Origin of the sequence: Bacillus sp. YP1, from assembly GCF_000877815.1 — a bacterium.
Lineage (GTDB): Bacteria > Bacillota > Bacilli > Bacillales > Bacillaceae > Bacillus > Bacillus subtilis.
Genome location: NZ_CP010014.1, coordinates 1,406,035 through 1,428,208, shown reverse-complemented (window position 1 = coordinate 1,428,208; position 22,174 = coordinate 1,406,035). Strand labels below are relative to the sequence as shown.

22 protein-coding genes are annotated in these 22,174 nt (G+C 43.6%); 1 reads left to right on the top strand and 21 read right to left on the bottom strand.

Features of this window, described 5'->3' with window-relative positions:
• From clpQ to QF06_RS07010, 19 genes are all read right to left on the bottom strand, one after another.
• Entirely contained in the window at positions 1–546 is a 546-nt protein-coding gene (clpQ, locus tag QF06_RS07100; RefSeq protein ID WP_003238555.1) for an ATP-dependent protease subunit ClpQ, read from the bottom strand.
• 12 nt (positions 547–558) lie between these two features.
• Positions 559–1,473, bottom strand: coding sequence for a tyrosine recombinase XerC (xerC, locus tag QF06_RS07095; RefSeq protein ID WP_003231988.1), 915 nt, complete (start codon positions 1,471–1,473; stop codon positions 559–561).
• A gap of 67 nt (positions 1,474–1,540) precedes the next feature.
• Positions 1,541–2,848 (bottom strand): FADH(2)-oxidizing methylenetetrahydrofolate--tRNA-(uracil(54)-C(5))-methyltransferase TrmFO, encoded by a 1,308-nt coding sequence (gene trmFO / locus QF06_RS07090; protein WP_015715883.1) that lies wholly within the window; start codon positions 2,846–2,848, stop codon positions 1,541–1,543.
• Between the two features lie 75 nt (positions 2,849–2,923).
• Positions 2,924–4,999 (bottom strand): type I DNA topoisomerase, encoded by a 2,076-nt coding sequence (gene topA / locus QF06_RS07085; protein WP_003245599.1) that lies wholly within the window; start codon positions 4,997–4,999, stop codon positions 2,924–2,926.
• A gap of 187 nt (positions 5,000–5,186) precedes the next feature.
• The gene (dprA, locus tag QF06_RS07080) at positions 5,187–6,080 is read right to left on the bottom strand and encodes a DNA-processing protein DprA (RefSeq protein WP_015715882.1); all 894 of its coding nucleotides are present in this window, start codon (positions 6,078–6,080) and stop codon (positions 5,187–5,189) included.
• 60 nt (positions 6,081–6,140) lie between these two features.
• Positions 6,141–7,043, bottom strand: a complete 903-nt coding sequence (gene sucD, locus QF06_RS07075; protein ID WP_024572248.1) for a succinate--CoA ligase subunit alpha — start codon at positions 7,041–7,043, stop codon at positions 6,141–6,143.
• 28 nt (positions 7,044–7,071) lie between these two features.
• Positions 7,072–8,229 (bottom strand): ADP-forming succinate--CoA ligase subunit beta, encoded by a 1,158-nt coding sequence (sucC, locus tag QF06_RS07070; RefSeq protein ID WP_003244732.1) that lies wholly within the window; start codon positions 8,227–8,229, stop codon positions 7,072–7,074.
• A gap of 172 nt (positions 8,230–8,401) precedes the next feature.
• On the bottom strand, positions 8,402–8,683 hold the full coding sequence (locus QF06_RS07065; RefSeq protein WP_003232001.1) for a FlhB-like flagellar biosynthesis protein: 282 nt from the start codon (positions 8,681–8,683) through the stop codon (positions 8,402–8,404).
• Positions 8,680–10,410, bottom strand: coding sequence for a hypothetical protein (locus QF06_RS07060; RefSeq protein WP_021479298.1), 1,731 nt, complete (start codon positions 10,408–10,410; stop codon positions 8,680–8,682). Before QF06_RS07060 ends, QF06_RS07065 begins: the two co-directional genes overlap by 4 nt.
• Before the next feature lie 30 nt (positions 10,411–10,440).
• Entirely contained in the window at positions 10,441–11,208 is a 768-nt protein-coding gene (rnhB, locus tag QF06_RS07055; protein ID WP_021479299.1) for a ribonuclease HII, read from the bottom strand.
• Positions 11,209–11,278: 70 nt separating this feature from the next.
• Positions 11,279–12,127 (bottom strand): ribosome biogenesis GTPase YlqF, encoded by an 849-nt coding sequence (gene ylqF, locus QF06_RS07050; RefSeq protein ID WP_021479300.1) that lies wholly within the window; start codon positions 12,125–12,127, stop codon positions 11,279–11,281.
• 142 nt (positions 12,128–12,269) lie between these two features.
• Positions 12,270–12,617, bottom strand: a complete 348-nt coding sequence (gene rplS / locus QF06_RS07045; protein WP_003220825.1) for a 50S ribosomal protein L19 — start codon at positions 12,615–12,617, stop codon at positions 12,270–12,272.
• 139 nt (positions 12,618–12,756) lie between these two features.
• A complete protein-coding gene (gene trmD, locus QF06_RS07040; protein WP_003232011.1) occupies positions 12,757–13,488 on the bottom strand; it encodes a tRNA (guanosine(37)-N1)-methyltransferase TrmD in 732 nt (243 codons plus the stop codon).
• Positions 13,485–14,009 (bottom strand): ribosome maturation factor RimM, encoded by a 525-nt coding sequence (gene rimM, locus QF06_RS07035; protein ID WP_041850834.1) that lies wholly within the window; start codon positions 14,007–14,009, stop codon positions 13,485–13,487. Before rimM ends, trmD begins: the two co-directional genes overlap by 4 nt.
• A 4-nt stretch (positions 14,010–14,013) precedes the next feature.
• Positions 14,014–14,400 (bottom strand): YlqD family protein, encoded by a 387-nt coding sequence (locus QF06_RS07030; RefSeq protein WP_014476793.1) that lies wholly within the window; start codon positions 14,398–14,400, stop codon positions 14,014–14,016.
• A gap of 121 nt (positions 14,401–14,521) precedes the next feature.
• On the bottom strand, positions 14,522–14,767 hold the full coding sequence (locus QF06_RS07025; protein ID WP_041850835.1) for a KH domain-containing protein: 246 nt from the start codon (positions 14,765–14,767) through the stop codon (positions 14,522–14,524).
• On the bottom strand, positions 14,767–15,039 hold the full coding sequence (gene rpsP, locus QF06_RS07020) for a 30S ribosomal protein S16 (protein WP_003220815.1): 273 nt from the start codon (positions 15,037–15,039) through the stop codon (positions 14,767–14,769). Before rpsP ends, QF06_RS07025 begins: the two co-directional genes overlap by 1 nt.
• Positions 15,040–15,144: 105 nt before the next feature.
• Positions 15,145–16,485: a signal recognition particle protein gene (gene ffh, locus QF06_RS07015; protein WP_014113771.1), complete on the bottom strand. Its 1,341-nt coding sequence runs from the start codon at positions 16,483–16,485 to the stop codon at positions 15,145–15,147.
• Positions 16,486–16,498: 13 nt separating this feature from the next.
• Positions 16,499–16,831 (bottom strand): putative DNA-binding protein, encoded by a 333-nt coding sequence (locus tag QF06_RS07010; protein ID WP_003238590.1) that lies wholly within the window; start codon positions 16,829–16,831, stop codon positions 16,499–16,501.
• A 176-nt stretch (positions 16,832–17,007) separates the two neighbouring features.
• On the opposite strand from QF06_RS07010, the gene QF06_RS07005 reads away from it, so the two are divergent.
• Complete coding sequence (locus tag QF06_RS07005) at positions 17,008–17,493, top strand: Ig-like domain-containing protein (protein ID WP_003245834.1); 486 nt, start codon at positions 17,008–17,010, stop codon at positions 17,491–17,493.
• Between the two features lie 36 nt (positions 17,494–17,529).
• Here QF06_RS07005 and ftsY read toward each other — a convergent pair whose 3' ends face one another.
• Positions 17,530–18,519: a signal recognition particle-docking protein FtsY gene (gene ftsY, locus QF06_RS07000; protein ID WP_003232026.1), complete on the bottom strand. Its 990-nt coding sequence runs from the start codon at positions 18,517–18,519 to the stop codon at positions 17,530–17,532.
• Positions 18,520–18,538: 19 nt separating this feature from the next.
• The gene (smc, locus tag QF06_RS06995; RefSeq protein WP_041850837.1) at positions 18,539–22,099 is read right to left on the bottom strand and encodes a chromosome segregation protein SMC; all 3,561 of its coding nucleotides are present in this window, start codon (positions 22,097–22,099) and stop codon (positions 18,539–18,541) included.
• Between the last annotated feature and the right edge of the window lie 75 nt (positions 22,100–22,174).

The window sequence follows — 22,174 nt, the reverse complement described above, 5'->3', positions numbered from 1 at the left end:
CTATTCAAGCTCTTCCAGTATGATTTGATCGTTCGTGTAAACACAAATTTCGCCTGCTGTTTCTAACGCGGCTCTGGCAATCTCACTTGCAGACATGCTTTCCCCGGCATGCTTTTTCAGAGCTCTTCCCGCTGCCAAAGCGTAATTGCCTCCTGATCCAATCGCGAGAATGCCGTCATCTGGTTCGATCACCTCGCCTGTTCCCGATACGAGAAGCAAAGTATCCTGATTCATAACAATCAGCATGGCTTCGAGCTTTCTTAGCACTTTATCACTGCGCCATTCCTTCGCAAGCTCAACAGCCGCCCGTTTTAAGTTGCCGTTATATTCTTCAAGCTTAGCTTCAAACTTTTCGAATAAAGTGAAAGCGTCTGCAACAGATCCCGCAAAGCCAGCAAGAACTTTGCCGTTAAACAGTTTTCTCACTTTCCGTGCCGTGTGTTTCATGACAACAGCCTGACCAAATGTTACTTGGCCGTCTCCGGACATAGCGCTTCGTCCTTTATGCTGTACGGCAAATATTGTGGTCGCATGAAAAGATGACATAAAGGGCCTCCTTTAATTTTTCTTAAATGCTCTTGGATGGTGAGACATATATGTGTTTCTCAACATTTCCTTCGAAACGTGCGTGTATATCTGTGTAGAAGACAGATTGGAATGCCCGAGCAGTTCTTGAACGCTTCTCAAATCCGCTCCTTCATTTAACAGATGCGTGGCGAACGTATGTCGAAGCATATGCGGATGGATATGTAAAGTGCTTGACGCTTTTTGAACAAGCCCGCTTAAAATATGTCTGATGCCACGGGCTGTAAGCGGTCCGCCTCTTTGATTTACGAATAATAGATCATGAGGTTCTTTTGCCTTCATCAGCAAGCACTGTCTTCCGCTATTCATGTATACCTTCAACGCTTCGCGGGCATAAGACCCAAAGGGGATATAGCGCTGCTTCTTGCCTTTGCCGTGAACAAGCACAGTGTCCATAAATAAATCAACGTCGTTAATAGTTATGGAACAGCATTCACTGACCCTCATTCCGGTGGCATAGAGCAGCTCTAACAGCGCTTGATCCCTCATTCCGGCCGGCTGGCTTATATCTGAAACTTCAAACAGCTCCTCAAGCTCTTTTTGATATAGAAACTTTGGTATCCGTTTCTCCTGTTTTGGCAGATGAACAAGCTGAAACGGATTTTCTTCAATAAGCTTTTCCCGCATCAGAAACTTATAAAAGCTTCTTAATGCAGATATCTTTTTGCTTATTGTTCTTCTCGATAAACCTTTTTCATAGGCTTCTGTCAAAAAAATCCTAGTATCTTGATATGCAGCTTCTTCAAATCCATTTATACCTTGAACGCGCAGGAAAGTCTCGAATTCTTCAATTGAATCCACATAATTCACAATAGTATATTGTGAATAATTTTTTTCAATTTGTAAATATTCAACGAATAACTTTACGAAATTCTTAACATTCTCCATGCCTAATACCTCCCCAGGAAGGGCTTTTAAATGGTATCACAAATCGCGCTCAGGTTGCAATCAATACCTATATTGTTTTCGAAATTGTTTGAATTGTTTCAATCGCACGGTTCGCGTATTGTTCATTTCGTTCTTTTTTATTTTTAATTTTAACTGGCAATTCTTTCAAAAGCCCAAAGTTTGCATTCATCGGCTGGAAGTTCTTCTGGTTTGTTGTTGTAATATAATGTGCCATACTGCCAATTGCTGTTTCCTGAGGGAAGATCACAAGCTCTTCTCCCAATACAAGCTTCGCCGCATTAATGCCTGCTACAAGTCCTGAGGCAGCTGATTCCACATATCCTTCTACTCCCGTCATTTGGCCTGCAAAGAACAGATCACTGCGGTTTTTAAATTGATAAGTCGGCTTTAACAGGCTTGGAGAGTTAATAAATGTGTTTCTATGCATCACGCCATATCTGACGATTTCTACATTTTCAAGTCCTGGAATCAACTTGAGAACTTCCTTTTGGTCTCCCCATTTTAAATGAGTCTGGAATCCTACAATATTATAAAGTGTTCCCGCAGCATCATCCTGTCTGAGCTGAACGACGGCATAAGGGCGTTTTCCTGTAACAGGATGCTCTAGACCAACCGGTTTCATCGGACCGAAAAGCATTGTTTTCTTACCCCGTTTTGCCATGACTTCAATCGGCATGCAGCCTTCAAAGAAAATCTCTTTTTCAAATTCTTTTAACGGCACTGTCTCTGCTGATGTTAATGCTTCATGAAAACGGTCAAACTCTTCTTCTGTCATCGGGCAGTTCAAATATGCTGCTTCACCTTTATCATAACGGGATTTCAGATACACTTTATCCATATCAAGGCTGTCTTTTTCTACAATCGGCGCCGCTGCGTCATAAAAATATAAATAGTCCTCTCCAGTCAGCTCCTTCAGCTGGGCAGACAGCGATTCAGATGTTAACGGACCCGTTGCGATGATAGTAGGGCCTTCAGGAATTTCAGTCACTTCTTCATTAATAACTGTTACGTTTGGATGATTTTTCACCCGATTTGTCACACTTGCGGCAAATTCATGACGGTCTACTGCAAGAGCGCCCCCGGCAGGCACCGAACATTCGTCAGCCGCAGCGATAATGGCTGAATCAAGTGCACGCATTTCTTCCTTTAATACACCGACAGCGTTAGCAAGCGTATTAGAGCGAAGAGAGTTGCTGCAGACAAGCTCTGCAAATTTATCTGTATGGTGCGCAGGCGTTTGTTTAACTGGCCGCATTTCATACAATTTGACTTGAATCCCCCGCTTGGCAAGCTGCCATGCTGCTTCACTTCCTGCAAGTCCGGCTCCGATTACATTCACTGTTCGTTGGTTCATCTTTCACATCTCCTAGTTTATTATTCAAGGCCTTCTTTTAACACACAAAGAAGGTGAGCAAGACCCTGCTCACCGCTACTTCTGTGGTTCTTCCTTATAATCGCATTCCACGCATTGGACTTGTATGCCTTTTTTGAGTTTTTTCTCGACGAGCATTTTTCCGCATTTCGGGCATTTTCGTTCAATTGGTTTGTCCCATGATACGAATTCACAGTCCGGATAACGGTCACAGCCGTAAAACACCCGTTTCTTTTTCGATTTTCGCTCAACAATGTTTCCTTCTCCGCAGCTCGGGCACTTCACACCAATTTGTTTCACAATCGGTTTCGTGTTCCGGCAGTCAGGGAAGTTGGAGCAAGCTAAGAATTTACCGTACCGTCCCATTTTATATACCATTGGAGAACTGCACAATTCACAATCCTCTCCAGCATACTCTGGTTCAATCTCAACTTCCTTCATTTCCGATTCGGCTTTTTTGACGCGTTTTTCAAAATCGGTGTAGAAATTATCGATAATCTTGACCCATTCGGTATTTCCTTCTTCAACATGATCAAGATCTCTCTCCATTTTAGCTGTAAACTCAACGTTAATGATCTCAGGGAAAAACTCCATGATCAAGTCAAGAACGATCTGACCTAATTCAGTCGGAACGAAACGTTTATTATCCAATGCCACGTAGCCGCGCCGCTGAATAGTATCAAGTGTCGGAGCATATGTGGATGGACGGCCGATACCGCGTTCTTCAAGGGTTTTAACAAGCCGGGCCTCAGTATATCGCGGAGGCGGCTGGGTAAAATGCTGCTCAGGTTCTATATCTTTTGATAATACCGTGTCGCCTTCTTGTAAGTCAGGCAGCATCCGGTCTTTTTCTTCCATTTGATCGTCTTTTCCTTCAACATACACCTTCATAAACCCGGAAAACTTGACTTTACTTCCATTTGCACGAAATGTCAAACCGTTGTTTGTCAGGTCGACACTCATTGTATCGAGAACAGCCGGTGCCATTTGGCTGGCAACAAAACGCTCCCAAATTAATTTATACAGTCTCATTTGGTCTCTGCCGAGGACTGCTTTTAATTCACTTGGTTTTCTAAGAACTGATGTCGGCCGAATTGCTTCGTGGGCATCCTGGGCATTTTCATTCTTTTTCGCAGGCTTCCGTTTGCCGCCTAGGAACTCTTTTCCATAAGTCTGATCAATAAATGCAGCTGCTTCATCAACAGCCGTATTTGAAATACGGGTTGAATCCGTTCTCATATACGTGATCAGACCAACCGTTCCTTCTCTTCCTAAATCAATTCCTTCATATAATTGCTGTGCAATCATCATCGTTTTCTTCGCTCTGAAATTGAGCTTGCGAGCCGCTTCCTGCTGCAGGGTAGAAGTGGTAAAAGGCAAAGCGGGATTACGTTTGCGTTCCTTTTTGGTTACTTTTTCAACTGTATATTGATTCCCTTTGAGCTGAGAAAGAATCTCTTTTACATCAGCTTCACTATTTAAAGGAAGTTTTTTGCCGTTTTTCCCGAAAAAGCTCGCTTCAAAGGTTTCTTGACCTTTTAAGAACGTACCGTCAATTGTCCAATATTCCTCAGGCTTAAAGTCGTTAATCTCTTTTTCACGGTCAATAATCAAACGGAGGGCAACGGATTGCACGCGTCCTGCGCTAAGCCCTTTTTTGACTTTTTTCCATAAGATCGGACTGATTTTATATCCGACAAGCCTGTCTAAAATACGTCTCGCTTGCTGTGCATCCACTAAATCCATATTGATCATGCGGGGATGCTTAAACGATTCCTTAATAGCGTCTTTTGTAATTTCGTTAAACACCACACGGCAGTCTGAGTTGAGATCTAAATCAAGACTGTGTGCCAAATGCCATGCAATCGCTTCCCCTTCTCTGTCGGGGTCGGCTGCGAGATACACTTTTTTGGCTTTTTTCGCAGCAGTTTTCAGCTCTTTTAATACCGGGCCTTTACCTCGAATGGTAATATATTTCGGTTCAAAATTCTGTTCTATGTCAACTCCCATTTGACTTTTTGGAAGATCCCGGACATGTCCCATTGATGCTTTTACTTTATATTTTTTACCTAAGTAACGTTCAATCGTTTTCGCCTTAGCGGGCGATTCCACGATGACTAGATAATCAGACATTTTCATCCCCCTCAAGAGGTGTTCTCTCTCTTTTCAAGATATTTCAATTTTATTTTTGCAGCTGTCTTTATTTGGCTTTCAACATTTCATTCTTTATCATGAACGTCATTAATTAAATAGAAAACAATATGCAACTTTAAATCCTCACTATTATTAAATATTACAATACCGTTTGTCAAACGATAATTCAAAAGGGTTCCGTATATTGAACGTTTCTCTCAGGAAGTTCCTCGAAAATATCCTCTGCTGACCATATGGCTTTAGCCCCCTGCTGGATCAGTTTTATAGGACCTCCGGCGTAAGGGTCAAACAATGAACCGGGTACGGCAAATACCTCTCTCCCTTGTTCCAATGCTTGATAGGCAGTAATCAGCGAACCGCTTTTTTCTTTGCCCTGAACGACAATAACGCCTTCACTTAGTCCGCTGATAATACGGTTTCTCATAGGGAAATGCCATTTTTGGGGTTTAGTTTCAGGTGGGTGCTCTGACAGCAGGATATGGTGTTTAGCCATGTGATCTGCTAACTGAAGGTTTTCTCGGGGATAAATGTGCTGAAATCCGCCTGCAATGACGCCAATTGTCCGCCCCTTCGCCTTAATACTTGCAGCATGGGACATTCCGTCTATCCCAGACGCCAGTCCGCTGACAATCACCCAACCTTTACGACAGATCTCTTTTGTAAGATGATTGACAACTTGTTTCCCATAAGCTGTTGGATTTCTTGTCCCTACAATTCCAATTTTTCTCCCTTTCGAAAGAAGAGTCATATCACCTTTTGCAAACAGTACGGCGGGGGGATCATAAATGCTTTTAAGCCAGAAAGGATATTGCTTTGAAGAAATAGGGATGGTGTTAATGCCTTGCTCACGATAAGCAGCAAGTACACGCTGGAGCTTTGGATAAAGTTGTTCTATTTCGTTTTTTAATGCAGCTGCTTTTATTTGATCACGAGTAACCGTTTGTAACACAGGTGATGTCAGCGACATAGACGGATCGGCTTTCCACCATTTTAATAGAAGGGATGGGGATAATAATTGATTGATTCTGCAAATCGTTAGGCAGGCAGCGGCCTGATCCAATAGATTGACCTCCTTTTGTTAGAAAAAGCAGGAACAGCCTTGACGGCTGTCCCTTTTTTATTAATGCGTTTTACAAGTTTCGAACAAGTTCTTCTCTTTCAGCACCTTGATTAAGGTTTCACCCATGACAGAAGGTGTCTCTGCAACTTCGATTCCGCATGCATTAAGGGTTTTGATTTTTTCATCAGCTGTCCCTTTTCCGCCGGAAATAATGGCGCCTGCATGCCCCATGCGCTTCCCAGGAGGTGCTGTTTTACCGCCGATAAAACCGACTACCGGTTTTGTCATGTTGGCTTTTACCCACTCTGCCGCTTCCTCTTCGGCCGTACCGCCGATTTCGCCAATCATGATGACTGCGTGTGTGTCAGGATCTTCGTTAAACGCTTTTAAAACGTCAATAAAGTTTGTTCCATTTACAGGGTCGCCGCCGATTCCAACAGCTGTAGATTGCCCTACACCCGCTTCTGAGAGCTGGTGCACCGCTTCGTATGTTAATGTTCCTGAACGTGATACAACGCCTACATGACCCTTTTTATGGATGTATCCGGGCATAATGCCGATTTTACACTCTTCAGGCGTAATGACACCAGGACAGTTCGGCCCTATCAGTCTCGTTTTCTTGCCTTCCATGAAGCGTTTGACCTTCACCATATCCAAAACCGGGATATGTTCTGTGATACAAATCACGAGATCAAGCTCCGCATCTACCGCTTCCATAATCGCATCAGCTGCAAACGGTGCGGGCACATATATAACAGACGCGTTAGCGCCGGTCGTTTGAACTGCTTCAGCCACTGTATTAAATACAGGAACACCTTCCACTTCTGTTCCGCCTTTTCCAGGTGTTACACCGCCAACGATATTTGTGCCGTATTCAAGCATCTGCTTCGTATGAAATAAAGCGGTAGAACCTGTAATCCCTTGCACAATAACTCTTGTATCTTTATTAATGAAAACACTCATTATTTGGTCCCCTGCCTTTCATTCTTTCTTAAACTAAGGATACGATTTTCTGCGCGCCGTCAGCCATTGATTCCGCAGATGTAATGTTTAATCCTGATTCACTAAGGATTTTCTTCCCTAGATCCACGTTTGTGCCTTCAAGACGGACGACAAGCGGCAATGTCAAACCAACTTGTCTAGTCGCTTCAACAACCCCTTCTGCGATGACATCACATTTCATAATGCCGCCGAAAATGTTGACAAAAATCCCTTTAACGTTTTGATCAGAAAGAATGATTTTAAATGCTTCCGTGACTTTTTCCGCGGTTGCACCGCCGCCCACATCAAGGAAGTTGGCCGGTTCTCCTCCATAATGCTTGATAATATCCATCGTGGACATTGCAAGTCCCGCGCCGTTCACCATACAGCCGATATTTCCATCAAGGGAAATGTAGCTTAGATCATATTTGGACGCTTCAATTTCTTTCGGATCTTCTTCATCCAAATCTCTGTATTCCATAATGTCCTTTTGTCGGTACAACGCATTGCTGTCAAAATTCAATTTTGCATCAAGCGCCATCACATTTCCGTCGCCGGTAACAACAAGCGGATTGATTTCGGCGATTGAGCAGTCTTTCTCAACAAACGCTTTATATAGTCCAAGCATAAATTTAGCAGCTTTTCCCACGAGCTCTTTTGGAATATTAATAGCGAATGCAATTTCTCTGGCTTGATAGCCTTGAAGGCCAACAGCCGGATCAATGACAGCTTTTTTGATTTTTTCCGGTGTTTTCTCCGCAACCTCTTCAATTTCCGTTCCGCCTTCTTCAGAAGCCATCAAAACGATTCTTGAAGTGGCGCGGTCAAGCACTAGACCGATGTAATATTCTTTTTTAATATCGCAGCCTTCTTCAATAAGTAAGCGTTTTATTACTTGGCCGTCCGGACCCGTCTGATGTGTAACTAGGGTCTTCCCTAATAGTTCTTCGGCATACGCTTTTACTTCGTCTAATGATTTTGCTATTTTTACCCCACCAGCTTTGCCTCGACCGCCAGCATGAATTTGAGCCTTTACGACATAAACCGAGCTGGATAAGCTCTTTGCACTCTCAACTGCTTCTTCTGCTGTAAAAGCCACTTTACCTTCAGGAACAGATACCCCATATTTTCTGAGGACTTCTTTTCCCTGGTACTCATGGATATTCATTTCCCATCCTCCTAACTTATGTAACAAAACTAAAATAGACTGCGCTTTCATTCTATAATAATACTGGAAGAATTGTCTACAGTTCGATGCAAAATCTTTTAATCCTTCTAAACATTCAAACTTTTACTTTATTAAAAACATAAATTTCAAAGAAGGATGGGGAATATTTTAGCTATTTTTTGTTTTTTACGCTTTCGTCCAATTTGTAAATGAATGAAAAAATCTCGGCTACCGTTTCATAAAGAGCTTCAGGAATTTGATCATCTACCGTCAAATGGCGCATTAATTCGACAAGGGTCCGATCTTCTTGAATCGGGACCCCTGCTTTTTTCGCTTCTTTGATAATGTTGTCAGCTACATGGCCCTTCCCTGTGGCAATCACTCTCGGCGCCTTGTCTTTTTGTTCGTCATAATGGAGAGCAACAGCTTTTCTGATCGGTGTCTGCTCTTTCATATTTTCACATCCACTTCCTGATCACTGATACTTGTTATATATTGATCGATTGAAGCCTTTTCTTCGGTGTGAACCCTTTTTTTAGCGTTTACCCCTGAAAGGCTGTACCCCATTTCCTTTAGCCCCTGTTTAAGCGCGGGCACCATCGGATCGATCGCAGCCTGCAGCTCGAAATCAGTCTCTATTGTAATGGTCATGACTTTTTGCTGTACCAAGCAATCAACGACGGTTTCTTTTAGTGTATCAAGCTGCAGCAAAAACAAAAGGCGGCAATGGGAAGGATCAAGCTTTCCATCCGCTTCTTTCTTTCCTTTAAACAGAACAGTCATGTCCTGAACCCCTGACTTCGAAAACATCGGAAATGACATTACAATTTGGCTGTATGATGGATGGTCCTGCTGCATGAAAAGCTGGCCATTTAATTTATGAAAAAGCTGATCGGCTTCTTGTTTGACTGGTTCGGCTACCTCATGCGATGCTCTTAAGGCAGAAAGAGCCAGCTTGATGGATTGCATTTCGCCAGATGTGACTGCGCTTCCTTGTTCAAACGCTTTAATGAACGCAACCTCGTCCCTTGCGCCGATTGCCATTTTCACTTTGGATAAGAAAGAAAGAACATCTGCCTTATCCGCCAAATGGGGTGCTGTCTGCTGAACAGCCTTTAAAAAGACTTCGGCTTCCTGGTCTGTGACTTGTGCCGCCTGTAAAACTGCTGAAGCTGCAAGTGACTTACTATCACCCGATGAAGCAGCCGCTTTAATCCAATTTGCTGCTTCTTTCACAATTTGGAGACTGTTTTTTTCAGCAGATTCCGTCAGCTTCACCAGCAGCTGGCGGGCTTCTTTAATTGGAATGTCTGCTGCTGTTTTAACAGGCTCTTCTTGTATGCTTCCCTGTTCTGCTGTGTGATTTGCAATCGGCAGGCTGGCTTTTCCGGGGGAGCCAGCTGGTGTGCTAAGCTCCCTGCTTCCAGCTGTATTCGCCGGAAAAGGTGCTTTCGTATTGTCGGTTAAAGAAATAAGCTTATCAATCAGCCGTTCTGCATGGACATCGATTTCACTATTTAAAAGCACCGTAACTGCTTCCTTTAGCTTTGACATCATTTGGCTCTGCTGAGGGTTTTGGTCGATTGCCTGTAGCAGCTGGGATACGTGCTGATGCAACGGAACAGGTGATTTCACAGCGTGAACACCATTCAAAATCTCGGAGTGAATGGGAAGATCACGCTTTAAAGCGAAGAGAACCGTTTCAACTGCTTTTTTTGTGTCTTGCGAAGGCAGCGTGTCCATCCAGCGGACAGCTGTTTTGATATCATTTTCTGTTACGGGTGTTTTGCTCTTCAGCATCGCTCCTGTCATTATGAGAGCTGCGTTTGACGTCTTCACTGACATGGCATTTAAAAGCTTGCCAGCTGCATCCTGAATGGTTTTAGGATTTTGATCAAAGCTTTGAACGACTTGAAGACGGCCTGTTTGCTCTGCCGTTTTTTTTTCGTAGGAAAACCAATAGTATGCCTGAGGACGAAGCTGGGTTTCAAGTTTTCCCTGAACAGTTTGATTGCCGACTTGGATCAGGGCATGCTGATCTCCTAGTAAACGAAGCACTTTTCCTAAGAGGAGACGCTTCTCCCCGTTTAGCGCTTCGTTTACTTTTGATGTTTCCTGCGGGACGGCTGTACGCCCGAAAAGGTGCTGCAACGCCTTTTGCACATCATTTCGTATGTTCATTTTAAAAAGGTGCCTCCTTGTCCATGTGATTTATCTGAAAGATTGAACAGGAGCGAAAGTTTTGCGGTGCAATTCAGTTGGGCCGTATGCAGCGAGAGCTTCCAAATGTTCTTTTGTCCCATAGCCTTTATTTTTTTCAAAGCCGTACATGGGATACGTTTCGGCATAAGCGCTCATCATTCGGTCCCTCGTCACTTTTGCGATACACGCACCTGCCGCAATAGACACGCTTTTGGCATCGCCTTTTATAATTGACGCCTGAGCCGTGTCGAGCGGAAGTGTCATTGCGTCAACAAGCAAATAATCAGGTGTAGCCGACAAATCCTGTATCGCTTTCACCATTGCCATTTTTGAAGCTTCATATATATTGATCTCATCAATCACAGTAGCTTCTACAATTCCTATCCCGACCGCCAGTGCTTCCTTCATAATAAGCTCGTAATATTCCTCGCGTTTTTTCTCTGAAAGCTTTTTGGAGTCTGTCAGCCCAAGTATTTCACATTCCTCTGGAAGGATGACTGCGCTGGCGACAACTGGTCCTGCCAATGGCCCCCGGCCGACCTCGTCAACACCTGCAATCAAGCGAAATCCTTTGTTTCTTGCCAGCCTTTCATAGGAAGTCATATTCACCCATTGTTCTTTCAGCGCTTTTTCTTTCGCTTGCTTTTTAAGCCATTGCTCTACAAGCGTTTGAACGCTTTTTCTCGGGTCGTTTTCGCATTGGGCAATAAATGGGTCTCGTGCATCCTTCACTTCCTGCAAACGGTCTTTAATGTCCTTTACGGTTAATGTATTCACTTTCTCTTCTCCCTTACTGTATGTATCGGTTCAGCCAAGAAAAAATAAAGACCCGCATTTCTGCGCGCCTTTACATCGTCGGCTGTTCAAATGACAGCCTGCCGAACTTTTCAGTGCGAATATCGCGAATGATGACTTCAGTCGTCTTATCATAGTTAATGAGCCCACCGCTCATGAGACAGCCCCGCTTTTCACCTATTGCATCAAACAGCTCGGCAATGTCCTCTGGGATCTCCTCAAGGCCATAACGCTCCTTGAGCCGTTCTGGGTAATGTTCTTCGAGAAAACGAAGACCAAACACGGCCACGTCCTGCAAATTGATAATCGAGTCTTTAATAGCCCCGGTGACTGCCAGTCTCAAACCGACAAGCTCATCCTCAAATTTAGGCCACAAAATTCCCGGTGTATCTAATAGCTCTAATTCTTTCCCAACTTTGACCCACTGTTGAGAGGTCGTAATACCAGGTCTGTCTCCCGTTTTTGCTATGTTTTTCTTTGCAAGCCGGTTGATGAGTGTTGATTTTCCGACGTTTGGAATACCGATAATCAAAGCACGAATCGCTCTCGGCTTCACACCTTTCGCACGCATCCGGTCAAATTTTTCTTGGAGGATCTCTTTTGATGCAGGCACAATTTGATTTAACCCTTGTCCATTTACAGAATTAATAGACAGAGAGCGGATCCCCTGCTTCTCAAAGTGCTCTTTCCACTGCTGTGTAACTGCCGCATCTGCTTTGTCAGCCTTGTTTAACAGCATAATTCGCGGCTTGTTTTTTAGAATATCTTCAATCATTGGGTTTCTTGATGACATTGGAATTCTGGCATCTACCAATTCATATACGATATCGATTAATTTTAATTTTTCGGTTACTTCCCTTCTTGCTTTTGCCATATGGCCCGGGAACCATTGAATTGTCATGTGACACGAACACCGCCTTTATCTTCAGTATGCATGATTCATTGTTGTCCTTTATGTATTTTACGATGCCTGTCCGGCATTTTCAAATTCTGTATAAAAAAAGAGCTTGTTACAGGTAACAAGCTCTTTTCGTTCGTTATCATTATCGTCTGATCTCTTTAATACGAGCCGCTTTTCCGCGAAGTTCACGCAGGTAGTAAAGTTTAGCACGGCGTACTTTACCGTAACGTACAACTTCGATTTTCGCGATTTTTGGTGTGTGTACTGGGAAAGTACGTTCAACGCCAACACCGTAAGAAATCTTACGAACTGTGAACGTTTCGCTGATTCCACCACCACGACGCTTAATCACAACACCTTCAAAGATCTGGATACGCTCACGGTTACCCTCAACAACTTTAACGTGTACACGTAAAGTGTCACCAGGACGGAACGCAGGAAGATCAGTACGAAGCTGTTCTTTTGTGATATCTTCAATTAGTTTTTGCATCGTTTTCAACTCCTTCCAACAGATGCTCTTGGCCACAAAAACCGGCACAGCGGAACATCGTTTTCAAGCTTGCAGCGGATAAGCCCGCTTAAGCCACAAGTAGTATCTTATCACAATTTCATAGCCTATGCAATAAAATCTATTCTTTTTCCCATTCAGAAATCCACTTTCTTTGCTGCTCTGTAAGCGGGTAGTCTTTCAACAGGTCCGGACGTCTTAGGTAGGTCCTTCTGATCGATTCTTTATTCCGCCATTCTTCAATTTTTGCATGGTTTCCTGACAAGAGTGTTTCAGGCACTTTTAAACCTTTGTAATCTGCCGGTCTTGTATAATGCGGGTGCTCTAAAAGTCCGGTGCTGAAGGAATCCTCAATATGGGAAGCCTCTTTACCCAGTACACCCGGAAGCAGTCTGACCACACTGTCTGCGATCATCATTGCAGGGAGCTCACCGCCCGTCAGAACAAAATCGCCAATTGATATTTCATCCGTTACCAAGTGCTCGCGAATGCGTTCATCATAGCCTTCATAGTGGCCGCAAATGAACAGCAAATGCTCTTCCTTTGCTAATTGCTCGGCTTTTTTTTGGGTAAAACGCTCACCTTGCGGGCATACGAGGATAATACGCGGAGCAGCGGCTGCCTTTGATGTCAGGTCCTCGACCGCGTCAAAAACAGGCTGAGGCTTGAGAACCATGCCTGCCCCGCCGCCATAAGGATAATCATCAACAGTATTGTGCTTGTTATCAGAGTACTCCCGGAAATTTACGACTTGAAACTGCACCGCATCTTTTTCCTGGGCTTTTTGAAGAATCGATGAGCCGAGCACGCCTTCAAACATTTCGGGAAACAGCGTCAAAAAGTCGATTTTCATTCGTCTATTAACCCTTCCATGAGTTCAATCTCAATTTTCTTTTCCCTGACATCGATATGTTTGACCACTGATTCAATGTAAGGAATGAGTGCGTCTTTTTTTCCTTTTCTTCCGATGACCCAAACGTCATTGGCTCCAGGCGTCAAAATTTCTTTGACCTTTCCGATGAGTTCGCCTTCTTCAGTAAATACTTCACACCCAATAATTTCGTGGAAATAAAATTCACCCTCATTCAGCTCTCCTAATTCTTCTTCAGGAACTTTAATGATTGCGTTTTTCAGCTCTTCTACTTCATTTAGGTTTTGTCTTTCTTTAAACTGCAGCAGATGAAATTGCTTATGCAGTCTATATGTGTTTACCGTTACCTTCACTGGTTCGTTACGGCCGTCCATAAACAAATACAGCGTGTTTCCCGGCTTGTATCGTTCTTCGGCAAAATCTGTTTTTGAAATCACCCGCACTTCGCCTTTGATTCCGTGGGTATTTACGATTTTGCCTACATTAAACCATCGCTTTGTCATATGATCACCTCTGGCGAATTTCAATTACTTTTCCGTCTTTTATGACGATGGTGTTCGCTGCTGTTTTCTCATGCCAGTCATCCCCGGCTTCAATCGTCAGCAGCGCATCGACTTCCTTTTCTTTCAACTCACTGCCAAGCGGCAATGTATGTACTTGAGCAATTTGAAAATCGATGATTTTTATATCATCTTTTCGCTTTTCTATTGCCTTTTTAAATTGTTCAATCATATCAGGGTTTTGCTGTTCTTTCTCATGTTTTCTAAGCTGAAAATAGAGCTGGCTGCATTCTCGTTCAAGCATTTGTTTCTTTTCGGCAAAAGAAGCTAAAAGCTTTTCTTTACTGCGCTCGGTTAAGACTTGCATAACGGCTACACGGTGAATAATTTGCATCGCACCAAGCTCCCCGCTTTTAAAACTTTTACTCGCCCAGGCTTTTCTATTTTGCCTAAGCTTCTATCAGTTTACCCTTTTTTTGCGTGTAAAAAAAGGGGAGGTGCCGGCCCTCTCCCTTTTAGTCAAATATTTCAAATTGAACTTTCTTAGAAGACTGTGCGCCAGCTGCAAATACAGCTGTTCGAATCGCTTTTGCAGACCGGCCTTGCTTTCCGATAACTTTACCGGTATCTGACTTATGGACAGATAAGCGCAGCGCAATCTTTTGATCGGATTCTTCTCTTATGACGCGAATGTCATCTGGATGATCAACAAGCGGCGTCACAATGTGGACAATCAAATCTTCCAAGTGTTGATCAGTCATTACTTGCCTTGTTTAGCGTTGTGGAATTTTTCCATGATTCCTTGGCTAGAGAACAAGTTGCGAACTGTATCAGATGGTTTCGCTCCAGTTTGAAGCCATTTAAGAGCAAGCTCTTCGTCAATTTTTACTTCCGCTGGTTTTGCAACCGGGTTGTAAGTTCCGACTGTTTCGATGAAACGGCCGTCACGTGGTGAACGAGAATCTGCTACAACAATACGATAGAAAGGAGATTTTTTTGCTCCCATACGTTTTAAACGAATTTTTACTGCCATTTTACTAGCACCTCCGAAAATATTTCAACAAGATAGTATATTAACAATGATAAAAGTGTTTGTAAAGTGTTTTTTCTTAACAACGGTTTTATCATGTATAACCGATTACATAAAAGGTAGCTTAAACCCTTTTTTCTTGCCTTTTGACATGTTTGTCATCTGCTTCATCATTTTTTTCATTTCATCAAACTGCTTAAGCAGACGGTTGACTTCCTGTACAGATGTCCCGCTTCCTTTTGCAATCCGCTTCCGCCGGCTGGCATTGATGATATCCGGCTGTTCTTTTTCAAGAACAGTCATTGATTTAATGATTGCTTCCACATGATTCAGCTGTTTTTCATCAACTTGGATGTTTTTCAGGCCTTTCATTTTACCTGCACCCGGCATCATTTGCAGAAGCTCATCAAGCGGCCCCATGTTTCTGACTTGCCCGAGCTGCTCCAGAAAATCGTCCAATGTGAAGCTCATCGTTCTCATTTTTTGTTCCAGCTCTTTGGCTTTGTCTTCATCAACGCTGGCCTGTGCTTTTTCAATCAATGTCAGCACGTCGCCCATGCCGAGAATCCTTGATGCCATGCGTTCAGGGTGGAACGGCTCTAACGCATCAAGCTTTTCGCCCAAACCTGCGAACTTAATTGGCGTGTTTGTCACAGCGCGAATAGAAAGCGCAGCCCCGCCGCGTGTGTCTCCATCCAGCTTAGTTAACACAACACCGGTTAAACCGAGCTGTTCATTAAAGCTTTTGGCAACATTCACAGCGTCCTGACCGGTCATTGAATCGACAACCAGGAAAATTTCTTCCGGATTCGCGATTTCTTTGACGTTGGTCAGTTCATCCATCAGTTCATGGTCGATATGCAAGCGGCCTGCCGTATCCAAAATGACATAGTCATAATGTTCTTCCTTGGCTTTCTCAATAGCCTGTTTAGCTATTTCTACAGGACTGACCTGATCGCCAAGAGAGAAAACAGGCATATCAAGCTGTTTGCCGAGTGTTTCCAGCTGCTTAATTGCGGCTGGGCGGTAAATATCGGCAGCAACCAGCATCGGTTTGCGATTATGCTTTTTGCGCAGCAGATTCGCAAGCTTACCGCTTGTTGTCGTTTTACCGGCACCTTGGAGACCGACCATCATAATAACAGTCGGCGGCCTTTTTGCGACGGCGATTTTGCTCTCTTCGCCGCCCATCAGCTCAGTCAGTTCCTCTTTAACAACTTTAATGACCTGCTGGCCGGGCGTCAGACTTTTCATGACGTCTTGGCCTACAGCGCGTTCACTTACTTTTTTGACAAAATCTTTGACTACTTTAAAGTTAACGTCAGCCTCAAGCAGCGCAAGACGAACCTCACGCATCATATCTTTTACATCTTGTTCGCTGACTTTCCCTTTTCCGCGGATTTTAGAAATCGTCTGCTGCAGTCGGTCGGCTAATCCTTCAAATGCCATAGTTTGCCGCCTCCTAATCTAATTTCTCAAGCGCTTCAATCAGAGCTGTAATTTCTTCCTCTTCTTTTGAACCGGAAGCAAGCTCCTTCAGCTTATTAAACATCTCTTTACGCTCCTGAAACTTTTTCAAAAGGAGCAGCTTTTCTTCATATTGTTCAAGCATCGCTTCTGTTCGTTTGATGTTATCATAAACAGCTTGTCTTGAAACCTCATATTCTTCGGCTATTTCGCCTAGGGAGAAATCGTCCAAATAATAAAGCGACATATAGCTCTTCTGTTTTGACGTCAACAACGACTGATAAAAATCAAACAGATAATTCATTCTCGTTGTCTTTTCGAGTGACATTTGAGCTCTCCCCTTTGTTAAGTCAAATCCCTTTACGATAACTTAGTTTACACGGTTTTAATGACACTGTCAAGTTTTTATCTTGTCAAAGCGGCGATTAACTTTTCCAAAATACGCTAAATATCATCCAATTTATTCCGATATTGTATATGAACCCTATTTTAAGGAGGATTTTTATGAAAAAAATCGGTTTATTGTTTATGTTATGTCTGGCAGCCCTGTTTACAATAGGTTTCCCGGCACAGCAAGCAGACGCTGCTGAGGCACCTTATAAGGCCTCAATCACAAATATCAGCACAGATGGAGGGGTATACGGTAAAATCAATTACGGACAAGGTCAATATTGGCGAGTCAAGTACAATATTACAGTAAGCGGCAAATTACTCGACCAAAACGGACAGCCAGTGCCAAACGCGCCCGTAAGATTTGAAGCGGACACGAAGGTCGGAAACACAACACAAACTGCTTCAGGAACGACTGATGCAAACGGAACATTTGAGGTTCCAATGTATTTGGGGCCAGCTGCTGGTTACTATACGTATTACACATCTGTTTCCGTTCATTACTATGACATCATCCCATTCAGAGTTTTTTCTGGTGAGTCAAGACTGGTATCCACTGATAACAGCCTTTATCATTTCGCCTATCAAGTAAGAAGATAAAAAAGAAAAAGGCCCCAAGATGTTGGGGCCTTTTTCTTAATCGTCGGCTTTTTCCACTAAATCTGAAAAGAGTCCGTACACATAGGATTCTGGATCAAATTCCTGAAGGTCATCAACTTTTTCTCCTAAACCGACTAGTTTAACCGGGATGTGAAGCTCGTTGCGAATCGCAAGGACGATACCGCCTTTTGCCGTACCGTCAAGCTTCGTTAAAGCAATGCCGGTAACATTTGTTGCTTTAGAGAATTCTTTTGCCTGAGCCATTGCATTTTGGCCGGTCGTGGCATCAAGGGCAAGCAGCACCTCATGCGGAGCTTCAGGAACTTCTCTTTCGATAACACGTTTTACTTTTTCAAGCTCTTTCATGAGATTTACTTTGTTTTGGAGACGCCCTGCCGTATCACAAATTAATACATCGGCATTTCTTGCTTTCGCAGCATGAACAGCATCGTAGATGACAGCCGCCGGATCGCTTCCTGCCGTCTGCTTAATGACAGGCACTCCTGTACGCTCTCCCCATACTTCCAGCTGTTCAATGGCTCCCGCTCTGAAAGTGTCTCCGGCGGCAAGTACGACAGATTTTCCTTCTTGTTTCATTTTATGGGCAAGCTTTCCGATCGTTGTTGTTTTCCCGACGCCGTTTACACCTACCAGAAGGATTACGTTTAAACGCCCATCCTGGATGTTCAGTTCTGAAATTTGCTCATCTCCGCTGTTATAAATCTCGACCAGTTTCTCAGAAATCACTGACTGGACTTCCTTTGGATCTTGAATATTTCTGCGTTTGACTTCTTTTTTCAGTTCATCTATTAATTCCATAACGGTTGTAAAACCGACATCCGCGCTGATAAGAACCTCTTCAAGCTCTTCGAAGAAATCCTCATCCACTTTACGGTAACGGGATACAAGATCATTCACTTTGTTTTGAAAGGAGTTTCTTGTTTTTTCAAGGCCATCCTTAAACTTTTCAGATACGGAATCTGTCTGTTTTGTGATTTTCTCTTTTAATTTTTTAAAAAAGCTCATCTTTTAACCTCTTTCCTCGTTACTGAACGAATTCTTTTGTTTCTTCCAGCTTAACGGAGATTACCTTGGAAACACCGGATTCCTGCATGGTTACGCCATAAAGTACATCCGCTTCCTCCATCGTTCCTTTTCTGTGGGTAATCACAATAAACTGGGTATCACTGCTGTATTTTTTTAAATACTGCGCAAATCGGAACACATTCGCTTCGTCGAGCGCAGCCTCTACTTCGTCAAGGACGCAAAACGGCACTGGACGAACCTTTAGGATTGAGAATAAGAGCGCTATAGCAGTAAGCGCACGCTCTCCGCCTGACAGGAGGTTTAAGTTTTGCAGCTTTTTCCCCGGCGGCTGAGCGATAATCTCGACTCCTGAATGAAGCAGATCGTTAGGATCGGTGAGCCTCAGTTCAGCTCGCCCTCCTCCGAATAAGGAGCGAAAAACTTGATCAAAGTGTGAGCGGATTTGGACGAATGTGTCGTTAAATCGCTTCGTCATTTCTTCATCCATTTCTTCAATCACTTGGAACAAGGTATTTTTCGCTTCTGTTAAATCTTCTTTTTGTTCCGACAGAAACTTGTACCGTTCGTTGACCCTCTCAAACTCATCTATGCTTCCGAGGTTCACGGTACCCAGCTCTTCAATTGCGAGTTTAATCAGCTTCACACGCTTTCTGGCTTCCTCTGGATCAGTTTCAAGCTGATATTTCTCTTTTGCCCCCTCAAAGGACAAGCTGTATTCCTCCCGTAAGTATTGGAGTAAATTATCAAGCTCGACTTCCATTCGTCCGAGTTTGACTTCTTCGTCTTTTAAGAGCGTTGTTTTTTGTTTATACAGGCGTTTCATTTCTTTCAGCTCACGCTCATACGTTTCAAGCCCATGCTGAAGCTTGATGCGCTGATCGCGCCTTAATGCAATCAGTTCGATCGTTTTCGTTTTGTCATTCAATTTATGTTTTGCTGCTTCTTCCAGCTTTTCTTCGCCGCTGGTGCTAGATGACATCTCTGACGTTAAGAAGCTTAAGTCTTCTTTTGCTTCTTTTAACGCAAGCTCTGTTTCAGTGAGCTCTTTCTTTAATCTGGCAAGGTTGTCCTCTTCCCCCTTGCAAGCCTGCTCTTTTTTGGCCGCTGCGATCTTCAGCTCAGTCAGCTCGTTGGAGAGAGACTCTTTCGTTGAGGATTGCGTTTGTTTTTGTTTTGTCAGTCTGTCTATGTCCTCTTCAAGCTGTTTCATCTTTTCAGATACGGCAGAGAGCTCTTCTTCAAGCTTGCGTTTGCGCACTTTTCTCTCTTCATCGCTTTCTGACAGAGCAGATTTTTCTTGGTCATAGAGCTCTAAATGGGTATTGATATTTTTCTCGGCAACTTGAAGTTCGTACAGCTGGCCTTTCACATCCTGCTGCTTTAACCTTAAGCCTTCCCCGGTTTCTCTTAAGTCAGCCAGTTTTTTCTCCATATCCTGAATGGAGTGCTTAAGGGTTTTGACCTCTTGTTCAAGCAGTGCCGTTTTCTCTTCCATTTCAGCGAGCCGTTTCGTCACATCTTCTAGCTCCCGGCTTCTTCCGAGGAGGGAGTTATTTTTCTTTTTAACCGCGCCGCCCGTCATTGAACCACCGGGGTTCACAACATCTCCCTCAAGGGTTACGATGCGGTACCGGTGCCCGAGAAGCTTCGCAAGCTCGTTTGCACCCTTTAAGTCCTCTGTGATCAGAACGGTTCCAAGAAGATTCTGGATGACGCTTCGATACGCAGGATCAAATGTGACAAGTTCACTGGCAACCCCGAGAAATGATGAATGCCGGGCGGCTGTTTCCGCGTCACGGCTTTGAAGCTGGCGGTCTCTAATAACAGAAAGAGGCAGAAACGTCGCCCGGCCGAAGGAATTCTGCTTTAAATATTGAATCGCTTTGCGGGCAGATTGTTCATCGTCGGTCACGACGTGTTGAGCAGAAGCGCCGAGCGCTATTTCAATGGCCGTTTCATACTTCTGTTCTGTAGAAATCAGCTCAAGAACCGCTCCGCGAATTCCGCCAAGGCGCTCTTTCGCTTTCAGCACTTCTTTAACACCTTGATAAAAGCCGGAGAAATCTCCCTGCATCGTCTCAAGCATGTCCTTTTTTGATCTCGCTTGCTGAACGTATTGGTATGCCTGATACAGAGCGGATTCATTTTTTTCGTATTGGCGCTTTTTCTGCTCATATTTTGTCTGCATATCACGATATGCACCGACTTGACTGTGAATCTCCTGCTCAATTCGGGCAAATTCCGTTTCACATGCGGCTTTACGCGCAGAAATATCACGCCGTTCCTGCAGGTGCTTTTCATTGTTGTCCGCGAGTCTCTGCAATGTGACAGCGGATTGGGACATCTGGTCATCAAGAAGCTGGAGTTCGTTGCGTATCGACGCCTGGCTGTTTAACAGCTCAAAATAATCACTTTTCAGCTGCTCGATTTTCTCTTCGACATTTTCATTGTGAAGACTGAGAGCCTGCTGTTTTTCTTTTACTTGCACCCTTAACTGCTTCACCTCAGCCTGAAGCGTTTCGAAGACAGCTTCCTGCTTCGAAAGCTCTTCTTTCAGAACCGTTTCTTTTTGCTGGAACTGAACGATGGCTTCTTCAAGCTGTTCTTGGTTTTGCACAGCGTTTTTCTTTCGTTCTTTCAGGACTTCTTTACGGCCTTCAAGCTTTTCCAGCTCTTCACTAGTTACCAGTAAAACTTGCTGGAGCTCATCTACTGACTCATCAAGCGCTTGTATTTTGTCCCTTGTATCCTCAATCTTTGCTTCTTTCGCAGAAATAGCAGACGATTCAGCAAGCTCTTCTTCTTTTGCCATCTGCACTTTCTCTTTAAGAGTCGACCATTTACCATGCAGCTCTTCGATATCATAGGCAGTCAGCGCAATTTCAACATGCTCCAGCTCTTTCTTTTTCTCAAGGTAGTCTTTCGCTATTGAAGCTTGAATTTTAAGAGGTTCAACCTGTCCTTCAAGCTCATGTAATATATCTTCTACCCGATTTAGATTGTCCTGTGTCTCAAACAGTTTATTTTCTGCTTTTTTCTTTCTCGTTTTATATTTAAGCACCCCGGCCGCTTCTTCAAAGATACTGCGGCGATCCTCCGCTTTGCTGCTCAGGATCTCTTCCACTTTCCCTTGGCTGATAATAGAAAATGCTTCTTTACCAAGCCCAGAGTCCATAAATAAATCAATAATATCTTTCAAGCGGCATGGCTGATTGTTAATCAGAAACTCACTCTCACCTGATCTGTACACACGTCTTGTGACACTCACCTCGTGGAAGTCAATTGGCAAGAAATGATCATCATTATCAAGAGTAAGCGTAACTTCAGCTAGATTTAATCGCTTTCTTGAATCACTCCCAGCAAAAATGATGTCTTCCATTTTTCCGCCGCGAAGAGAGCGTGCCGATTGTTCGCCGAGAACCCAGCGAATGGCATCCGTGATGTTGCTTTTTCCGCTTCCGTTCGGCCCGACAACTGCTGTCACGCCTTTAACGAAGTCTACGGAAATCCGTTCTGCAAATGATTTAAATCCTATAACGTCTAAACGTTTGAGGAACATAGCGATCCTCCTTATGTAATAAGTATTTCAATTCTATCATAAACATTGGTCAAATAAGACGGCATACATACTGAA

Excerpts from the sequence above, each read along its gene's own strand:
- ylqF (WP_021479300.1), bottom strand. The coding sequence starts at position 12,127 with ATGACAATTCAATGGTTCCCGGGCCATATGGCAAAAGCAAGAAGGGAA.
- rpsP (WP_003220815.1), bottom strand. The coding sequence starts at position 15,039 with ATGGCAGTAAAAATTCGTTTAAAACGTATGGGAGCAAAAAAATCTCCT.
- QF06_RS07005 (WP_003245834.1), top strand. The coding sequence starts at position 17,008 with ATGAAAAAAATCGGTTTATTGTTTATGTTATGTCTGGCAGCCCTGTTT.
- ffh (WP_014113771.1), bottom strand. The coding sequence starts at position 16,485 with ATGGCATTTGAAGGATTAGCCGACCGACTGCAGCAGACGATTTCTAAA.
- ftsY (WP_003232026.1), bottom strand. The coding sequence starts at position 18,519 with ATGAGCTTTTTTAAAAAATTAAAAGAGAAAATCACAAAACAGACAGAT.
- QF06_RS07010 (WP_003238590.1), bottom strand. The coding sequence starts at position 16,831 with ATGTCACTCGAAAAGACAACGAGAATGAATTATCTGTTTGATTTTTAT.
- QF06_RS07065 (WP_003232001.1), bottom strand. The coding sequence starts at position 8,683 with ATGAAAGAGCAGACACCGATCAGAAAAGCTGTTGCTCTCCATTATGAC.
- smc (WP_041850837.1), bottom strand. The coding sequence starts at position 22,099 with ATGTTCCTCAAACGTTTAGACGTTATAGGATTTAAATCATTTGCAGAA.
- rplS (WP_003220825.1), bottom strand. The coding sequence starts at position 12,617 with ATGCAAAAACTAATTGAAGATATCACAAAAGAACAGCTTCGTACTGAT.
- trmFO (WP_015715883.1), bottom strand. The coding sequence starts at position 2,848 with ATGAACCAACGAACAGTGAATGTAATCGGAGCCGGACTTGCAGGAAGT.
- QF06_RS07025 (WP_041850835.1), bottom strand. The coding sequence starts at position 14,767 with ATGACTGATCAACACTTGGAAGATTTGATTGTCCACATTGTGACGCCG.
- sucD (WP_024572248.1), bottom strand. The coding sequence starts at position 7,043 with ATGAGTGTTTTCATTAATAAAGATACAAGAGTTATTGTGCAAGGGATT.
- trmD (WP_003232011.1), bottom strand. The coding sequence starts at position 13,488 with ATGAAAATCGACTTTTTGACGCTGTTTCCCGAAATGTTTGAAGGCGTG.
- QF06_RS07030 (WP_014476793.1), bottom strand. The coding sequence starts at position 14,400 with ATGCAAATTATTCACCGTGTAGCCGTTATGCAAGTCTTAACCGAGCGC.
- clpQ (WP_003238555.1), bottom strand. The coding sequence starts at position 546 with ATGTCATCTTTTCATGCGACCACAATATTTGCCGTACAGCATAAAGGA.
- topA (WP_003245599.1), bottom strand. The coding sequence starts at position 4,999 with ATGTCTGATTATCTAGTCATCGTGGAATCGCCCGCTAAGGCGAAAACG.
- sucC (WP_003244732.1), bottom strand. The coding sequence starts at position 8,229 with ATGAATATCCATGAGTACCAGGGAAAAGAAGTCCTCAGAAAATATGGG.
- QF06_RS07060 (WP_021479298.1), bottom strand. The coding sequence starts at position 10,410 with ATGAACATACGAAATGATGTGCAAAAGGCGTTGCAGCACCTTTTCGGG.
- xerC (WP_003231988.1), bottom strand. The coding sequence starts at position 1,473 with ATGGAGAATGTTAAGAATTTCGTAAAGTTATTCGTTGAATATTTACAA.
- rimM (WP_041850834.1), bottom strand. The coding sequence starts at position 14,009 with ATGACAAAGCGATGGTTTAATGTAGGCAAAATCGTAAATACCCACGGA.